The 18,700-nt window shown below is 29.1% G+C and carries 15 protein-coding genes and 1 pseudogene; 2 read left to right on the forward strand and 14 right to left on the reverse strand.

The window, feature by feature from the left end:
* Positions 1-11: 11 nt before the first annotated feature.
* From buk (A500_RS01590) to cdaA, 6 genes and pseudogenes are all read right to left on the reverse strand, one after another.
* Complete coding sequence (gene buk, locus A500_RS01590) at positions 12-1,082, reverse strand: butyrate kinase (protein ID WP_016205846.1); 1,071 nt, start codon at positions 1,080-1,082, stop codon at positions 12-14.
* A gap of 19 nt (positions 1,083-1,101) precedes the next feature.
* The gene (gene buk / locus A500_RS01595; protein ID WP_016205847.1) at positions 1,102-2,172 is read right to left on the reverse strand and encodes a butyrate kinase; all 1,071 of its coding nucleotides are present in this window, start codon (positions 2,170-2,172) and stop codon (positions 1,102-1,104) included.
* A gap of 21 nt (positions 2,173-2,193) precedes the next feature.
* Positions 2,194-3,102 carry a phosphate butyryltransferase gene (ptb, locus tag A500_RS01600; RefSeq protein ID WP_016205848.1) on the reverse strand — a complete coding sequence of 303 codons (909 nt, stop codon included), beginning with the start codon at positions 3,100-3,102 and terminating at the stop codon, positions 2,194-2,196.
* Positions 3,103-3,311: 209 nt separating this feature from the next.
* Positions 3,312-4,912 (reverse strand): annotated as a pseudogene (locus tag A500_RS01605) (NAD(P)/FAD-dependent oxidoreductase).
* A gap of 294 nt (positions 4,913-5,206) precedes the next feature.
* Positions 5,207-6,463 (reverse strand): CdaR family protein, encoded by a 1,257-nt coding sequence (locus tag A500_RS01610; protein ID WP_016205851.1) that lies wholly within the window; start codon positions 6,461-6,463, stop codon positions 5,207-5,209.
* Positions 6,436-7,287, reverse strand: a complete 852-nt coding sequence (gene cdaA, locus A500_RS01615) for a diadenylate cyclase CdaA (RefSeq protein ID WP_016205852.1) — start codon at positions 7,285-7,287, stop codon at positions 6,436-6,438. Before cdaA ends, A500_RS01610 begins: the two co-directional genes overlap by 28 nt.
* 150 nt (positions 7,288-7,437) lie before the next feature.
* Between cdaA and A500_RS01620 the strand changes: the two genes are divergently transcribed.
* Entirely contained in the window at positions 7,438-8,424 is a 987-nt protein-coding gene (locus A500_RS01620; RefSeq protein ID WP_016205853.1) for a hypothetical protein, read from the forward strand.
* 73 nt (positions 8,425-8,497) lie between these two features.
* Positions 8,498-9,079 (forward strand): cell wall hydrolase, encoded by a 582-nt coding sequence (locus tag A500_RS01625; RefSeq protein WP_016205854.1) that lies wholly within the window; start codon positions 8,498-8,500, stop codon positions 9,077-9,079.
* 147 nt (positions 9,080-9,226) lie between these two features.
* On the opposite strand, the gene iadA is transcribed toward A500_RS01625, so the two are convergent.
* The 8 genes from iadA to A500_RS01665 form a co-directional block, all read right to left on the reverse strand.
* Positions 9,227-10,399 (reverse strand): beta-aspartyl-peptidase, encoded by a 1,173-nt coding sequence (gene iadA, locus A500_RS01630; RefSeq protein WP_016205855.1) that lies wholly within the window; start codon positions 10,397-10,399, stop codon positions 9,227-9,229.
* A gap of 18 nt (positions 10,400-10,417) precedes the next feature.
* Positions 10,418-11,551, reverse strand: coding sequence for a tetratricopeptide repeat protein (locus A500_RS01635; protein WP_016205856.1), 1,134 nt, complete (start codon positions 11,549-11,551; stop codon positions 10,418-10,420).
* Between the two features lie 19 nt (positions 11,552-11,570).
* Complete coding sequence (locus tag A500_RS01640) at positions 11,571-12,095, reverse strand: chromate transporter (RefSeq protein WP_016205857.1); 525 nt, start codon at positions 12,093-12,095, stop codon at positions 11,571-11,573.
* Positions 12,096-12,632 (reverse strand): chromate transporter, encoded by a 537-nt coding sequence (locus A500_RS01645; RefSeq protein WP_016205858.1) that lies wholly within the window; start codon positions 12,630-12,632, stop codon positions 12,096-12,098. It abuts the gene before it with no gap.
* Between the two features lie 84 nt (positions 12,633-12,716).
* Positions 12,717-14,336 carry a phosphoenolpyruvate--protein phosphotransferase gene (gene ptsP / locus A500_RS01650; RefSeq protein WP_016205859.1) on the reverse strand — a complete coding sequence of 540 codons (1,620 nt, stop codon included), beginning with the start codon at positions 14,334-14,336 and terminating at the stop codon, positions 12,717-12,719.
* 470 nt (positions 14,337-14,806) lie between these two features.
* Positions 14,807-15,841 carry a ribonucleotide-diphosphate reductase subunit beta gene (locus A500_RS01655; protein WP_016205860.1) on the reverse strand — a complete coding sequence of 345 codons (1,035 nt, stop codon included), beginning with the start codon at positions 15,839-15,841 and terminating at the stop codon, positions 14,807-14,809.
* Between the two features lie 28 nt (positions 15,842-15,869).
* Entirely contained in the window at positions 15,870-18,098 is a 2,229-nt protein-coding gene (locus A500_RS01660) for a ribonucleoside-diphosphate reductase subunit alpha (protein ID WP_016205861.1), read from the reverse strand.
* A 226-nt stretch (positions 18,099-18,324) separates the two neighbouring features.
* Positions 18,325-18,681, reverse strand: coding sequence for a Spx/MgsR family RNA polymerase-binding regulatory protein (locus A500_RS01665; RefSeq protein ID WP_016205862.1), 357 nt, complete (start codon positions 18,679-18,681; stop codon positions 18,325-18,327).
* Positions 18,682-18,700: the final 19 nt, after the last annotated feature.

Consider the following 18,700-nt stretch of genomic DNA (forward strand, 5'->3'; position numbering starts at 1 on the left):
TTTTACAATTGTTACTTGTATTCCTTCGCTTCCTCTTCTCCTGTCATAGCTCTTATTGCTCCTTGTGCTAAGGCCAATAATTCGTCTTCTCCTGGATAAACTGTAATAGGAGCTATCCATCCTGCTCTCTTTGTTAATTCGTCTATAACTTTGTCTGAATATGCTATTCCACCTGTAAATATTATTCTATCCACTTTTCCTTCTAAAACTGTTGCCATTTCTCCTATTGATTTAGAAATTTGATATATAAAAGCATCAAAATATAGTTGTGCTTCTTTATCTCCTTCTGAAACTAGCTTTAATACGTCTCTTGCATCATTTGTATTTAAGTATGCTACGTATCCGCCTTTTCCTACTACCTTATTATATACTTCTTGTTCTGTAAAATTACCACTATAGCACATTTTTATAAGGGCTCCTACTGGTACTGATCCTGCTCTTTCTGGTGAAAATGGACCTTCTCCATCTAGGGCATTGTTTACATCTATTACTTTTCCATTCTTATGAGCTCCTACTGAAACTCCGCCTCCCATATGAACAATTATTAAGTTTAAATCTGTATATTTTATTCCTGATTCCTTTGCATATCTTTTTGCAACTGCTTTTTGATTCAATGCATGGAATTTACTAACCCTTGGTAACTCAGGAACACCAGAAACTCTTGCCACATCATTAAGCTCATCTACAACAACTGGATCTACTATGAAAGCTGGTATATTCAGTTCATTACCTATTTGGTTTGCAATTATTCCTCCTAAATTTGAAGCATGTTGTCCTTGCACACCATCTTTTAAATCCTTAAGCATTTTTTCATTAACCTTATAAGTACCACTTTCCATTGGCTTTAGCATTCCACCTCTGCCAACTACTGCATCTAAAGAATTTATATCAAAATTCTTTTCCTTTAATACATTTATTATTATATCTTTTCTAAATTTAAATTGATCATATATTGTTTCATATTGTGATATTTCTTCTGATGAGTGTCTTAAAGTTTCTACTAACACTTCTTGTTCTCCATCATAAACACCTATTTTAGTTGATGTTGAACCTGGATTTATTATAAGTAATTTTAAAGCCATTTGAATGTCCTCCTAATTGTTATTTATATTCTTTTGCTATTTCCTCTCCTCTTAAGACTCTTAAAGTTCCTTGAGCTAAAGCCAATAGCTCGTCTTCTCCTGGGTAAACTGTAATAGGTGCTATAAAACTTACTTTAGTCATTAAATCCTTTATAAGTTGTTTCCAATAAGCTATTCCACCTGTAACTATTATTCTATCTACTTTTCCTTCTAAAACTGTTGCCATTTCTCCTATTGACTTAGCAACTTGATAAACAAATGCATTGTAATACTTTATCGCATCTTCTCTTCCTTCATTTACCCAATCTTCTAACTCTCTAGCATCATTAGTATTTAGATATGCTACTAATCCGCCTTTTCCTACTATTTTGCTGTATATTTCTTTTTCTGTATATTTACCACTAAAACATAATCTTATTAACTCACCAATTGGAACACTTCCTGCTCTTTCTGGTGAGAATGGTCCATCTCCATCTAAGGCATTATTTACATCTACTACTTTTCCATTTTTATGAGCTCCTACCGAAACTCCTCCACCTAGATGTACTACTATTAAATTTAGATTGTCATAGCCTTCTCCAGACTCTATTCCGTATCTTTTTGCAACTGCTTTTTGATTTAAGGCATGAAATTTACTAACTCTTGGTAATTCAGGTACTCCGGATATTCTTGCTACGTCTTGTAATTCATCAACAACTACTGGGTCAACTATATATGCTGGTATGTCTAATTCTTTAGCTATTTCATTTGAAATTATTCCTCCTAAGTTAGAAGCATGTTGTCCTTGAAATCCTATTTTTAAATCTTCTAACATAGGGTCATTTACTAAATATGTTCCACCTTCCATTGGCTTTAGCATTCCGCCTCTGCCAACTACTGCATCTAAGGTTTTCATGTCTATATTATTATCCTCTAATGCTTTTATAATTATTTCTTTTCTAAAAAGGAATTGATTATAAATACTATCATATTTTCCTATTTCATCTGAAGAATGTCTCAAGGTTTTAACAAAAACCTCTTTTTCATCTTGGTAAATACCAATTTTAGTTGAAGTTGATCCTGGATTGATAATTAGTAATTTGTAAGACATAACAAAGTCTCCTCCATAATATTATTTTTTTGCTTCTGCAACTAATGCAGCTAGTGCAATGGAGTGTACCTTTGTTTCAAAACTATCAGCTCTGGATGTTAATATTACAGGAGCAGATGTTCCAACTAAAAGTCCTCCATTTCTTGATTTTGATGTATATGTTAAAGTTTTATACATAACATTAGCGGTTTCAATATTTGGAAGTAAAATTATATCTGCTTTTCCTGCTACTTTTCCTGTTATTCCTTTATGATATGCAGCTTCTTCTGATATTGCATTATCAAGTGCTAGAGGTCCATCAACTATACAACCTTTTATTTGTCCTCTATCATTCATCTTTGATAATAATGCTGCATCTACCGTTGCTGGCATATCTGCATTTACTACTTCTACTGCACATACTGGAGCTACCTTTGGTAATTCTATTCCACAAGCATGTGCAACTTCTACTGAGTTATTTAATATTTGCACTTTTGCTTTTAAATCTGGGTAAGTATTAAATGCTGCATCTGTTAATAAAATTAATCTATCAATTCCTTCTATTTCAAATACAGAAACATGTGACATAAGTTTTCCTGTTCTTAATCCTACTTCTTTATTAAGAACACTCCTTAGAAATGTAGCTGTATCTACTAATCCTTTCATAACCATATCTGCGTTTCCACTTGATACTAACCTTATTGCTTCTAAAGTTGCTTTATTTACATTTGGCTCATGAACTATTTCAAATTGTGTAAGATCCATATCAATTTTTTCTGCTATTTCTTCTATTTTTATAGAATCACCTACTAAAACTGCTTCCGCAATTCCTCTTTCTTTCGCAGCCTTAATAGCTTCTAATACAGGCTCATCCTGTGCTACTGCTACTGCTACCTTTTTCTTAGTACAACTGTTAACCTTTTGCAATAAATCATCGAAATTTTTACTCATTTTAGCACCTCTTATATTATTAATGTTATTTATATTAGTAAATATATAAAGAAATAAAATTTCCTTAACATCTATTATAATCCTTAATTTTCATTAATACACTAGTATTTGTTAAAATTATATCAATTTTTGATATAAACTACAAATATTTCCCTTTAATTGTAACAAAAAAAATTCTGAAAACTTAAATTTTCAGAATTTTGTGTCTTTTATTTTATTGGTTTATATTCTCTTATTATCTTTTCTGCTACCTTTAATCCATCAACTGCAGCAGATATTATACCACCTGCAAATCCTGCTCCTTCCCCTGCTGGGAATAAGCCCTTCATAGATATACTTTGTAAGTTTTCATCTCTTATCATTCTAATAGGCGCAGATGTTCTTGTTTCTATTCCTGTTAAAACTGAGTCATAGTTTCCATATCCCTTGATTTTTTTATCAAAGTCAACTATACCTTCTTTCAGTGCTTCTATTACATATTCAGGAAGACACTTTCTTAAATCTTTAAATACATATCCTGCAGTATAACTTGGAGTAACAGTTCCAAGCTTTTCACTTACTTTATCTTGCATAAAGTCACCTAGTAATTGTATTGGTGCTTTATAATTTCCCCCTCCTAGCTTAAATGCTAAGCTTTCATAATGCCTTTGGAACTCCATTCCCCTTAATGGTGAATCTCCTTCAAAGTCCTCTGGTCCCACTGTAACAACTAAAGCTGAATTCGCATTAACTAAATCTCTCGCATGATAACTCATACCATTTGATACTAATCTTTCATTTTCTGAAGCTGCTGCGACTACAACTCCTCCTGGGCACATACAAAATGAATATACAGCTCTTTTAAGCTTTTCACTTTGATATGTCAATCTATATTCTGCTGCCTTAAGTCTTGGATGATTATACATATCTCCATATTGACTTTTATTTATAAGTTCTTGTGGATGTTCTATTCTAACACCAATTGCAAAAGCTTTTGGTTGCATAAATACCCCTATTTTATGTAACATTTCGTATGTATCCCTAGAGCTATGTCCTATTGCAATAATAAGATTTTCACACTCTATTTCATTGCCATTTACTATTATTGATTTTACTTTACCATCTTCGCTTTTTATTTCTTCTAATTTAGAGGAAAATAATACTTCCCCTCCTAAACTTTTTATTCTTTCTCTTATATTTTTAACTACACCCTTTAAAAGATCTGTTCCTACATGTGGCTTAGCAATGTAAGTTATTTCTTCTGGGGCACCTGCCCTAACTAATTCTTTTAATACATAATCGCATCTTGTATCCTTAATTCTAGTAGTTAGTTTGCCATCTGAAAATGCTCCAGCTCCACCTTCTCCAAATTGTACATTTGATTCTGTATTTAATTCACCTGTTTCCCAAAACTTATTAACAGTTTCTGTTCTTTTATCTACATCTTCTCCACGTTCTATTACTAAAGGTTTATATCCCTTTTCTGCTAATAATAACGATGCAAATATTCCTGCAGGTCCAAAACCTACTACCACTGGTCTATTCTTCAATTCAATATTTCCAAACTCTATATCTGTATCATATGAGGACTCCGTAACCTTTATATCCTTATCTTTTAATTTATTAACTATTTTTTTTCATTTTTATGCTCTACTTCAACACAATATAGGTATTTTATATCGTTTTTCTTTCTCGCATCCAGACTTTCTTTAATTATTTTAAAGTTTTGAACTTCTTCTTCTGAAACCTTTAATTTCTTAGCTATTTTCTTTATTAATATATCTCTATCTTCATCTATTCTTAAGATTATATTATTAATCCTAATTGACATAGTTAATCCTCCTTTGTAATAATAAATTGCAAAGCAATTTATTTAGTTAGCAGTGCACAGTTCACAGTTTATGATAAAACTACTTTGTAGTTTCTGAATTTCAAATTATATCAACTCATTAATCATTGAAATAATGATTTCTTAATTCAGCTAGCTGAATTATTTCCATAACTGTGAACTGTGCCTTATGAACTTCAAACTAGAAATTTTGCTTCACAATTTAATCAACTGTTCCCTGTTACTTGTTCCCTTATACTCTAACTGTGAACTTGTGCACTGTGCCTTATGAACTAATCAATTGCTTCCACCATTGACTGCTGAAGAGTCTCCTTGAGCAACGTCTTTAATTACGGTAATAGTAATTTTTTCTATTGAACTTATAGAAAAATTTTCATTTAACCCTTGCAGAGTTACTTTAGGCTCTTGTTCAAATGTTCCATCTTCTTTAAATGAACTTACATCCATTACTGCCTTTACATTATCGGATGTCACATTTACGATTTCATCTTCATATCCACTTATAATAACTTTTACTGTATCCTTATTAGGTGTAGCTTTCACCCCTTGTATAATTCCACTTATACTGTATTTTACGCTAAATTCCTTTGTTACCAACTTTATTACATTTACCTTTGCAGTTACATATTCTTCGCCTTGAGATATGGTCAATCCTTCTGGGACTACTACTCCTAGTGAAACATCCTTGTTCTCACTTATGGTACTTAAATCTAGTGGTGTTGTATTTACTTCATTAATTGAATCTAATATATCTTTAGGTCCTAACAATTCTACTGTTTTTCTTGAACTATCTACAGATTTTAGTTTTATTCCACTCGGTAATTGGCCTATTGTAACAATATTAACTTTTACAGATTTACCTTTACTAACCTTTAATTCAACATTAGCAGTTTTCTCCGAAAGAAAAACATCTGGAACTTCACTTCCTCCATCATCTAAAGCTTTTATCTCATAGTTTCCCACAATATCCTCAAATACATCTTCTTTATTATCTGTAACAACTAATCTTGACACTCTACTAACTGCTGATTCTGCTCCAATTACTTTAACTTCACTTGGATTTATATTGGCTTCTGATGCAAAATATCCTTGTCTTGGTGTAACATTAATATTAGAAGTTACAGTCATAACTTTTTCCACCATATCTTCTATCTTAATTGATACAGTTAATGTATTAGTGTTTCTTATACTAACTGTAATTGGATAATCTATTATAGACACTGGAATTTTATTTTCGCCTTTCTTCCAGGCATATTCACTTAAGTCTACTTGAACTTTAAAATCACTTTTTTTAATTTTATTTATATCATTTGTATTTCCTTCAACTTTCAATGTTACATATAATTGCTGATTTGGAGTTAATGCTAGCTTTGAACTTGCTAATGTGTCTGTATTTACTAGTTCAACTGGTATTTTACTTATTTCAGTGGTTCTTATTTTGTTTTCTACATTAGTTACATAAACCCATAACCCTATGGATAATAAGATACATATTATAGGTACTACTAATTTGTTTTTTTCCTTCTTATCCAAGCTCTCACCCTCTCCCCAGCTGATTTAACTTTCTTCTTATCACTATGTTGCATCATCTTTATTAAGATTACTCTTAATTTTTCTTTATCATAATTTCTTGTTAATCTTCCATTTATAGCTAAGGATATTACCCCTGTTTCTTCTGATACTACTAAGACTATAGAATCTGAAACTTCTGACAACCCTATTGCAGCTCTATGTCTTGTTCCTAGTTTTTTATTTATTGTATTATTATTTGTAAGTGGAAGTACACATCCTGAAGCCAATATTCTATCTTTTCTTATAATGGTAGCTCCATCATGCAATGGAGTATTAACTACAAATATATTTTCTAATAAATTTGAAGTAACTTTTGCATCTAATATTGTCCCTGAATTTAATACTTCTCCTAATCTCGTTGCTTGCTCTATAACTATTAATGCTCCGGTTTTAGTCTCTGCTAGGTTCTGAATTGCAGTAACTATTTCATTTACTGTTATATTTCTTTCTTCTTCATCTTGTATATTGTGTATTTCTTCAAAAGCACTTCGTCCTATATGCTCTAAAGCTCTTCTTATTTCTGGTTGGAATATAATAACAATAGATAAAAGCCCAATAGTCAATGTTTTATTTAAAATAAAATTTAACATTTCTAATTTTAAGACATAACTTATTGGTATTAATGCTACCATAAGAACTATTCCTTTTAAAAGTTGCTCCGCTCTTGTTTCTCTTATTAACGTATATCCCTTATAAAATATATAAGCAACTACTAATATATCTAAAACAGAAAATACCGATATATTTTTTAATGTGTTTATTATAAATGTACTAATCTCTTGCATAAAGGGCACCCCCTAACCTTCATATATATTAATTATACACCAATTAGTAAAATCTTAGTATAATACTTCGATTTTTTTTTAATTTTATAATATTTTCTACTTTACTATAATATAAATTTATGTAAAGAGATTTATATGAGGTGATATTCTATGAAAGAAAAACTTATTACTTTTTCTAAAAACCATAAAAATTTAATGTTATTTTTAGCATCTGCTTTTTTATTATTATTTTTTTCAGTATTTTTTATCATATATAATTCAGATTCTAATATATCTAAAAGAAGCTTAAAACATATAGCTAATGACTTAAATAATATTAATTCAAATTTAGAATCTGGAATTAAAGATTTAACTATTGACACTAATAAATCTTACGAAGTTTTAACTACATCTTCTGGGGAATTAAAGAAACTTTTAACTTCTATATCTGAGATAAAAGAAACCAATGAAGAAATTTCATCTATAAAGAGTGATTTAAATAATGCTATCGATTCTACTATAGTTTTTTATGATAATTGTATTTATGTTTTATCTAATCCTAATACTATAAAATCTAGTGATGATTTAAATAATTTCCTTACTGCTAAAGAGAAATGTGTTCAAAGCTATTCTATATTAAATTCTCACAATATTAAGATTAATTTTTCGAAGAAATCACTATTATTTTTCGAAAATACTTATAATTATTTAAATACTATAATTAAAATTAATAGAGATACTGAGTTTCAAAATAAGCAACAACGTGAGTTCTTTTTTCAACTTGAAAGTTTTAATTCAGACTTTAATAAACTAAATGAAGATTTAATGATTGCTATTAATAAGATAAGAGAAGATAAGAGAGATTTGCAAGCTGTTATTGATGATATATATAATAAAGAATATATTTATGGAGATATACAATCTAAATCAGTTTCTATTTCTATTCCAGATGGATATATGAATGTATATGAATCTTTAAATGAGTATTTAAATTTATATGGTATATATTTAAAATCAATTAAAGAAGCTGTAATATATGAAAAAACCTGTTCTGATATAGATAAATATTCTGAAGAAATAAATAAAAATTATAAAAATGCTTCTTCAAAAAGAGATGATGTTTTAAAGGCTTATTCTGCATATAAAAGTAATTTCTAAAATAATTAGTATTAAAATTTTCCTTTTGGTAATAATAATCTTGGATTTAATATTATCCAAAAGGAGGTTATTTATGAAATATTTAAAAGCAATACCTATTTTATTTTTAACCTTTTTATTTTCAGCAGAAATTCCTGTATTAGCTTATAGTACTATTAGTACAGCATTCAATACCAATAGTACTATAAGCACTGACGTTAGTAGAGAATTAGATAATAACTTAATAAATATGCCAGAAGAGAATGTGGTTGAAGTTTTTAATCACAATGAAAATTTAATATATTTGACAGAAGATGATTTGAATTTAATGGCTAAAATCGTATATGCTGAAAGTAAAGGTGAGCCCTTTGAGGGTAAAGTCGCAGTTGCATCGGTTATTTTAAATAGGGTATTAAGTCCAGGATTTCCAGACAGTGTTAGGGAGGTTATTCTTCAACCAAACGCATTTTCCTGTGTTATTAATGGGGAAATATCAGTTGTTCCTACAGAAGAATGCTATAATGCTGTTTATGAAGCTATAAAAGGTAATGATCCAACAAATGAAGCATTATTCTTTTATAATCCTTCCATAGCTACTTGTTCTTGGATGCAAGGTGTTGAAAAAGCTGATAGTAAATCTATTGGTCAACATTTATTCTTTAAAACAAGTTACTAAAAATCATATGAATGGAGCTGTCTATGCGACAGCTTCTTCTTTTTTAGAAATTTATCAATCATTATTACTATACTAATATTTTTAATAATTAATCTAAAAAAAGAAATTCAGCAAAACTGAATTTCTACCATAATTGTCAATTATTAATTATTCAAAAGTTCCCATTACAATTGGTTTCCCATTCTTAACCATAATTCTTCCTTTTGCTATAACAGTATCTATTTCTAAAGAACTTTCATCTACTAAAACAAGATCTGCATCTTTTCCCTTTTCTATTGAACCTTTGTTAGAAAGTTTTAATATCTCTGCTACATTTGATGTTATTACTTTAAGTGCATCTTCTATTTTAATATTATATGTCTTTATACATTCCTTTACTTCTCCATAAAGTGTTGATACTGAACATATCCCAACCTTTGTTAACTTACCGTCATTATCAAATATAGGCATACTACCATTTCCATCCGATGAAAATGTAATATGAGATAAATCAATGTTGTTTTTTATTAGATTACTTAACCCTTCACTTGCTCTTAACTCTCCTGGTTCTAAGCAATTAGGATCAGAACTTGTAGTAAGGTCTATAAATCCACCCTTCTTAACATATTCTTCTCCGGCTTCAAATAATTCTTTATTTCTATTAATATGAGTTGGTAATAATTGAGTTGCTGGAAGCTCTGTTTCTTCAATTAATCTGAATAAATAATCTAATTTTCTATCTCCATCACCTAAGTGAATATTAACTATTCCAGATTTTCCCGATAATAAACCTCCTACTCTCGCTTGTGCTACTACTTGTGTAAATTCTTCAAATGTCGCCTGAGAACTTCTGTGGTCTGATATAGCCACCTCTCCTACCCCAATAATTTTATCTACTAGCATTAAATCTCCTTTTATGCTAGTAGATAAAGTTTTTACTGGTATCTCATATGAACCTGTATAACAATATGTAGTCAATCCCTCTTCTTCTAAAGCCTTTGATTTAGCTATTAAACTTCCCATATCTCTACAAATTCCATCTGTTCCTATACATCCAACAACCGTGGTTATCCCAGCTGTTGTTAAATCTGTTAACTTTATTTCTGGTGTTCTAGTTTTAAAGCTACCTTCTCCACCTGCACCATTAATATGAACATGACAATCTATAAATCCAGGGAAAAGTAGTTTTCCTGATCCATCTACTACTTCTATATCAATAAAATTTTCAGGAACTTTCAAATTTTCATATATTCCTTCAATTTTATCTGATACTATAACTACATCTTTTTCTCCTTGATACTGGGGAGAATAAACTTTGATTCCTTTTATAACTGTTATCATCTACATCTCTCCTATATTTCAATTACTTAAAATATCCTTTATAAGATTATTATTATAAATGGAACTTGGATATTTACTAACAAGCTCTCCTGCATAAAGTTTACTTTTTTCTTTATCCAAATCTTTATATAATAAGGATATTCTATAATAAGTTTCTTCTATATAGTTCCCATTTTCATAGTTAGATATATAATCTTTAAAATATTTTATAGCTTCTTCATTTTTACCTACTTTTTCACTTGTTGATGCCAATAAAAACATTACATCATCATGTAGATGGTTATTCATTGAATGAATAATAGTGGCTTCTAATAAATATTTAGCTTCTTCATACTTTTCTTCTTGAAATAAACCTGTTGCCTTTATATAATTTTCTCTTATTTCTTCATCTGTTAACGAATTTACTTCTAAAGTACTACTTTTTTTATTTTCTTCATTATCTTTATTTTCTTCATTATCTTTATTTTCTTCATTCTGCTCATTATTTGTGCTTTCATTCTCAACAGGTTTTGAAATATTATTAGCTAATTCTTCTTTATTTATTTGTACTTTTTTAAACTTATTGTTAAGTAATATTCCTGATGTTAAAAAAACTACTGCTATAGATGCTATTATTAAAGTTTTTAAAAGTGATTTATTATTTATATTTAAAATTTCATTTATTTCCTTTTTGATATTTTTAGCCTTATAATTAAACTTATCAATAGATATAACCTTTTCCACATATTCCATACTTAAGCTATATTCAGCTTTCCTTAAGTAACACGTTGCTAAAGCGTTATTGACATTTATGGAATTGAAGTCACTTTCTTTACAAATACTTAAATTTTTCAAAGCTTCATCTATATTTAAGTCGTTTATTAACTCTTCTGCTTTTTCATATAAGTCTTTTCTATAAAAATCCTTCTGTACATCTTTTAAATACGATTTTGCTATATCGTTATTATTATGATGTTCATTTATTTTCCAAATAGGAATCGCTTCCTCAAGATTTCCTTTTAAATACAATAATAATCCCTTTAAATTGAGAAGATTTGAGTCTTCTAAATCTCTTGATATACCAATTTCACAAACTTCTAATGCCTTATCTATATATCCGTTATTATATAAATGAAGTGCTTTTTCATATGCCTTCTTATCCCTATTTTTCATTCAATTACCTCTTCTAAATTTACAAATAAAATATTAATCCCATAATCCCCGCTATTACTATAACTAGTATAGGATGAACTTTTTTACTTAGTAATACTAATCCTATTATCGTAGTTATTATTATACTCTTTAAGTCCAAATAAGATTCTTTTGCTAAGTCTACAAAAGCTTTTATTATTAAGGCAATTAAAACAGGTCTCATTCCCATTAGTGCTGATTTAATTAATGTAGATTCTTTAAATTTTTCTAGGGTATTACTTATTATAGATATTAATACAAATGATGTTATTACTACTCCTGTTGTTGCCATAATGGCACCTAGAACGCCTGATAACTTATATCCTACAAAAGTTGCTGAATTTATGGCAACTGGTCCAGGAGTCATTTGTGATATACCTATAATATCCATAAACTCGCTTATTTTAAGCCAATCATTTTTTTCTACTATTTCTCTTTGAATAAAAGGAATCATAGCATAACCACCGCCAAAGCTAAAGGAACCTATCTTAAAAAACGAAAGAAATAATCTTATTAGTATATTCAATTATTTCACCTTCTTTCTTAAAAATACAATTCCGTATATCGCTGAAGTCACTATGACTATAATTGGATTTATATCAAAAAATACTAATGCTATAAGGGCTATTATAATAATTACTATATTTTGTACACTTTTATCTATTCCTTTGCTTAAACTTATTGCTCCTGCTAATACAAGCATTGGAACTGCTGCTGTTATTCCCTTAAATACCGCATTAACATAATAATTATCTCTAAACTTCATAAAAAATGCTGCTATTATTAATATTATAAAAAACGAAGGAAGAACAACCGCTAAAAGAGCCATTATAGCTCCAATAAATCCTCCTATTCTATATCCTATAAATACTGAAGAATTAACTGCCAATGCTCCTGGTAAACTTTGTGCTACTACTAATATATCCATGAATTCTTCTTTTTCAATCCACCCTTTATTTTTAACAACTTCTTCTTCTATAAGCGGAATCATTGCATATCCACCACCAAAAGTAAAAGCTCCTATTTTAAAAAATGTTATGAACATTTCTATAATTTTATTCATGTATCCTTTTCACCACCTATACTTAACTATTTTAACTAAAAATAAAAAGCCACATTCATAGTATGTGACTTTTCATCATTTTAATTATTCTTGTTCTAGTATTATCTTCTTAGCTGTTAAAATTGATGTAGCACTCATTGAGAATTCATCTAAACCATATTCAACTAATGTTGGAATTGCAGCTTCATCTCCAGCCATTTCTCCACACATTCCAACCCACTTACCATGCTTGTGAGCTCCGTCTATTGTCATCTTTATTAATCTTAATACAGCTGGGTGCATTGGATTATAAAGGTATGATACTTTTTCACTCATTCTATCAGCCGCTAATGTATATTGAATCAAATCATTTGTTCCTATTGAGAAGAAATCTACATATTTAGCTAATTCATCTGCATACACAGCTGCAGCTGGGATTTCAACCATGATACCCCATTGAATTTTTTCTGAGTATTCTTTTCCTTCTGCTTTTAATTCAGCTTTACATTCTTCTACAAATTCTTTTGCAGCTTGGAATTCTTCTAAGCCTGAAATCATCGGGAACATTACAGCAAGATTTCCATAAACAGAAGCTCTAAGTAACGCTCTTATTTGAACCTTAAATATATCTTTTCTATCTAAACATAATCTTATAGCTCTATATCCTAAGAACGGATTCATTTCTTGTGGTAATGGTAGATATGGAAGTGTTTTGTCTCCACCAATATCTAGAGTTCTTATAACAACTTGCTTTCCATCCATTATTTCAAGAACCTTCTTATAAGATTCAAATTGTTCATCTTCAGTTGGAGCTGAATCTCTATCCATGTATAAGAACTCAGTTCTAAATAATCCAACACCATCTCCACCATTTGCAACTACAGCTTCAGCATCTGCAGGTGAGCCTATGTTTCCACAAACTTCAACTCTTCTACCTGATTTAGTAACTGTTTTTACACTTATAAGTTTCTTTAATTCTTCTTGTTCTGCTAAGAATTTTTCTCTCTTAGCTGTATATTCATCTATAACTGATTGGTCAGGATTTATTATACATACACCTTCAATACCATCAACTATAACAAAGTCTCCGTTTTTAACTGATGTAGTTATATCCTTCAATCCTACAATTGCTGGTATTTCTAAAGTTCTTGCCATAATAGCTGAGTGAGAAGTTCTTCCCCCAATATTAGTTAAGAAACCAACAACCTTACTTCTATCTAATTGTGCTGTATCTGATGGAGTTAAGTCATGAGCTACTACTACAGTATTTTCTTCTGTTATAGCAAATGCATCTCCGCCTTTTCCAGCTAAGTTTGAAATTATTCTCTTTGAAACGTCTTTAATGTCTGCAGCTCTTTCTTTCATATATTCATCTTCCATTGAATCGAATATCATTACAAATGTATTTGTAATATTTTCAACTGCTTTCATTGCATTTATGCTATTTGATTCTATTTCTAACAACATTCCACCAGTAAATTCTGGATCATCTAATAAAGTTAAGTGAGCTTCGAAAACTTGAGCTTCATGTTCTCCAATTTCAGCTAGTGCTTTATCTCTAATTGCAGTTAATTGTACTTTTGCTTGCTCTAAAGCCTTTTGTAGAACTTCTTTTTCTGCTTCTACATTAGAAACTTTTGTATCTGTTATTACTATTTCTTCATGTTCTTGTAAAAATACTTTTCCTATTGCATAACCTTTAGATGCAGCTATACCTTTTTTCATTTCCGAGATTCCTCCTTAATAATAGCTATAAACTCAAATTTTATATGAAATTTATAGAAAGTACTAATCTGTTTTTAAATTACAACTACAATGTATTATATCATACTTTTTCACTATGTTAATAATAATAAACATAAAATTTATTATTTTATCTTTTAAATTTAAATATTTTATCTATTTTACTTGCGTATTTTAAATAAAATTATAATTTCATTTTATAAATTTTATAAAATTTTCTAATATTTCTATTGTTAATTATTTCTTATAAATTGTTTTGTCATTTTATAGCATACATGTATTAATAAATTATCATACAGTAGAAATAAAAATTAATAAAAAAACTCCCGTAGGAGTTTTCTGAATCAAATAATTAACAGTAATTTTTAAAAAGTTTCATAATATAATAACTTATACTTAACATTTATTCAACTATATTTTCTATTAATCTATCTTTTCTATTAATCTATCTTTTATAAATCATCTATAAGTGCTCCTGCTTTGGCATATGCTGTTGATTTAGCTTCAAAAAAATCTGTTTTAACTGAATTTGCATCTGCTAATATATCTACCCAAGCAGCAGGATTTTTTTTGTACCCATCATATATTGCATCTAATCCTATTGCTCTCATTCTTAGGTTACCTAGATATTTTATATAATCATTAATTAAGTTCCTATTTATTCCTTGAATATTATCACCTATAACATAATTTCCCCAAGCTATTTCATGTTCTACCGCTGTTTTCATCATTTCTTTTAATTGCTCTTTTAAATCTTCTGTAAATATTTCTGGTTGTTCTACTTGTAATTCTTTTAGTATATTTCTAAATAACCAAAGATGTGTATTTTCATCTCTATTTATATATCTTATTTCTTGTGCTGAACCTGGCATTTTTCTATTTCTCTCTAAATTATAAAAGAACATAAATCCTGAATAAAAGTATATTCCTTCTAGGATATAATTTGCCATTACAGTTTTTACAAGATTTACTTCTGTTGGATTTTCTAAAAACTTATTATATAAATCTCCAATAAATTTATTTCTATCTAATAATATTTTATCATTTTTCCATTGATATAATATTTCATTTCTCTTTTCTGGTGAACAAATTGTATCTAGCATATAGCTATAGCTTTGCGAATGAACAGCTTCTTGGAAAGCTTGTATAGTCAGACATAAATTCACCTCACTGGCTGTTATATAGTTATTTATATTAGATAAATTGGCAGTTTGTATTGAATCTAAAAATATTAAAAAAGATAATATCTTATCATAAGCTGTTCTTTCTTCATTTGTTAGCTTATTATAATCTTTCAAATCTTGAGAAAGATTTATTTCTTCTGGAATCCAAAAGTTATTCATTGCTTGTCTGTACCAATCTGACACCCAAGTATATCTCATATTATTAAAATCATTTAAGTTAGTAGTATTTCCGTTTATCATTCTCTTTTTAGATATTTCTGTATCACCATATTCATTAAAAAGAGGTTTCTTATTTATGATCATTTCTATTCCTCCAGTTCCTTTATTTATATTATGCTGAACAACTTTCACAGTCACTTACTGATAGGGATTTTGAACGTACATAGTATATTGACTTCACTCCACATTTGCATGCTTCTATATATAAATTCATAATTTGTCTCATAGTGTAATTAGTTGTTATATATAAATTAAAAGATTGGCCTTGATCTATATGTCTTTGTCTTACTCCATTCATTTCTACACACCACTTTTGATCTATGTTATATGCAGAGTTATAGTACCAATAATTTTCTTCATTTAGATTTGGTGCAGTTTTTGGTATTATACTTCCCTTTTTCTCCTCTAACCAAAATCTAGACATTACTGGATCTATCCCCTCAGAAGTTCCTGCTATAGTTGCCGTTGATCCATTTGGGGCTACAGCTATCAAATATCCATTTCTCATTCCATAAGTATTTATATCTTCTCTTAATTCATTCCATTTTTCTGAGTTATATCCTCTAAATTCAAAGTAATTTCCATTATCCCAATCTGAACCTTCAAAGCATGAATATCGTCCTTTTTCTTTTGAAATATTCATGCTCGCTTTTATTGCGTGATAATTAATTCTTTCATAGACATTATCTGCAAAATCTTTATGTCTATCTTCTGTCCAGTGAATTAAATTATTTGCTAACATATGGTGATATCCGCTTGTCCCAAGCCCTATTGCTCTATATTTTTTATTAGTTACTTCTGCAAATGGTACTGAATAATAATTTAAATCTATTACATTGTCCATAGCTCTTATTTGAGTTTCTACAACATATTCAAGTTCTTTATCATTTTTAACGTCAACATTACCTAAAACTACTGAGGATAAATTGCATACTACAAAATCACCTGATTTTGTTTTTTCAATTATTATTGAATCTCCATTTTCATCTTTTATTTCGCTTTTTTGTATATCCATAGGACTCATATTTTGCATAATCTCTGTACAAAGATTTGATGAATAAATCATCCCTTTATGTTTATTTGGGTTCATCTTATTTACTGTATCTCTATAAAAAGCAAAAGGTGTTCCTGTCTCAGCTGCACTTTTTATTATTAATCTAACTATTTCTTTTACAGACATAATTCTCTTACTTATGCTTTCATCTTCTACACATTCATAATATCTTTTTTCCCACTCTTCTCCATAAAAATCTTCTAATGAATATCCCTTTGCTAATCTAATTTCATGAGGACACATCATATACCAATTTGCATCTATATCTGTTTCTGCAAGCTTCCAGAATAAATCTGGATAACAAAGTCCAGGAAAGACATCGTGTGCTTTTTTTCTATCATCTCCATTATTAGTTTTTAATTGTAAAAACTCTGGTAAATCCTTATGCCATGCATCTAACCATATAGCTACCGATCCATTTCTTACTCCTAGTTGATCTACTGCTATTGCTGTATCATTAAATAATTTTACCCATGGTATTACTCCTCCGGAAGCCCCCTTAAATCCCCTTATAGGTGATTCCAAAGCTCTAATTTTACCAATATATATTCCCATTCCACCACCGAACTTTGAAACCTCTGCAAAGTTGTCAATGGATTTATATATCCCCTTTAAACTATCTTGTACTGTATCTATGAAGCATGAACTCAATTGATAAAATGGCTTTCTAGCATTAGACATTGTTGGTGTTGCCATCGTTGCTTTAAGTGAGCTTAATACATCATAAAATCTCTTTGCCCATAATACTCTTACTTCCTTTTTTTCTGGAATTGCTAAGTGCATTGCTATGCCCATAAACATCTGTTGGGGAAGTTCTAATGTTCTTCTATCAAAATCTTGAATTAAATATCTACTTGCTAGAAGGTTTATTCCACTATAAGTAAATAAAAAATCTCTCTCTGGCTTAATAGCTTTTTCTAGTTCTAATATATCTCCCTTGGTATAATTTTCTAATATGTATTTTCCGTAAAGGCCCTTGTCTGTTAATTTACTTATGAAGTCATATAAATTTTTATATAAATCTTCTTCCTTATTTAAATTTCTATTTTTTCGTATTTCATCATATAGCTTTAAAACGTAAAGCTTAGAAGCTGCCTTTTGCCATTCTGGTTCTATATCTGATGTAAGCTCTAAAGCTACTTGTATTACAGAATTTCTTATTTCATCTTCTCTCATGTTAGGCCTAATTATATGATTTAATGCATCTATAAGTCTTTTCTCTGTATAAACCTCACTATCATCATCTATTCCACCTATCGCTAATCTACATATATTAAATAAATCCATCCTATTATTCCCCTTTCACTATATATGGTATATAAATTTTATGCATTTTCCACCAATATACAATATATAGATATTATAATTTCAAATTTTTCCTTTGTAAAATTTAATAAACTATTGCTAGAAAAGAAAAAAAGGAGGTATTCAATTAATATCTCCTTTTTTCATATATAATAATAGTTTTATGAATAATTTTTATTCTTTAGTATTTAAAACCAAATAATATTAATTATTTTATTTTTGTTAGCCACTCTTCTTCTTTAAATCCTATTAATATTGTATCCTCTTTTACTATTATAGGCCTTTTTACTAACATTCCATTAGAAGCTAATATATCTAAAAGTTCATCTTCTGGTAATGCTTTAACTTTATCTTTTAATTGCATTTCTCTATACAACACACCTGAAGTATTAAAGAATTTATTTATTGATAGATTACTCTTAGCTAACCATTCCTTAAGTTCTTCTTTAGTTGGGTTCTCTTCTGCTATATGCCTATCTATAAATTCTATATTATTTTCAATTAAAAACTTTTTTGCTTTTTTGCATGTAGTACATTTGGGGTATTCAATAAATAAAACTGACATTTTATCACTCCTATATTTA

It is taken from the genome of Clostridium sartagoforme AAU1 (genome assembly GCF_000401215.1).
GTDB classification, from domain to species: Bacteria; Bacillota; Clostridia; order Clostridiales; family Clostridiaceae; genus Clostridium; species Clostridium sartagoforme.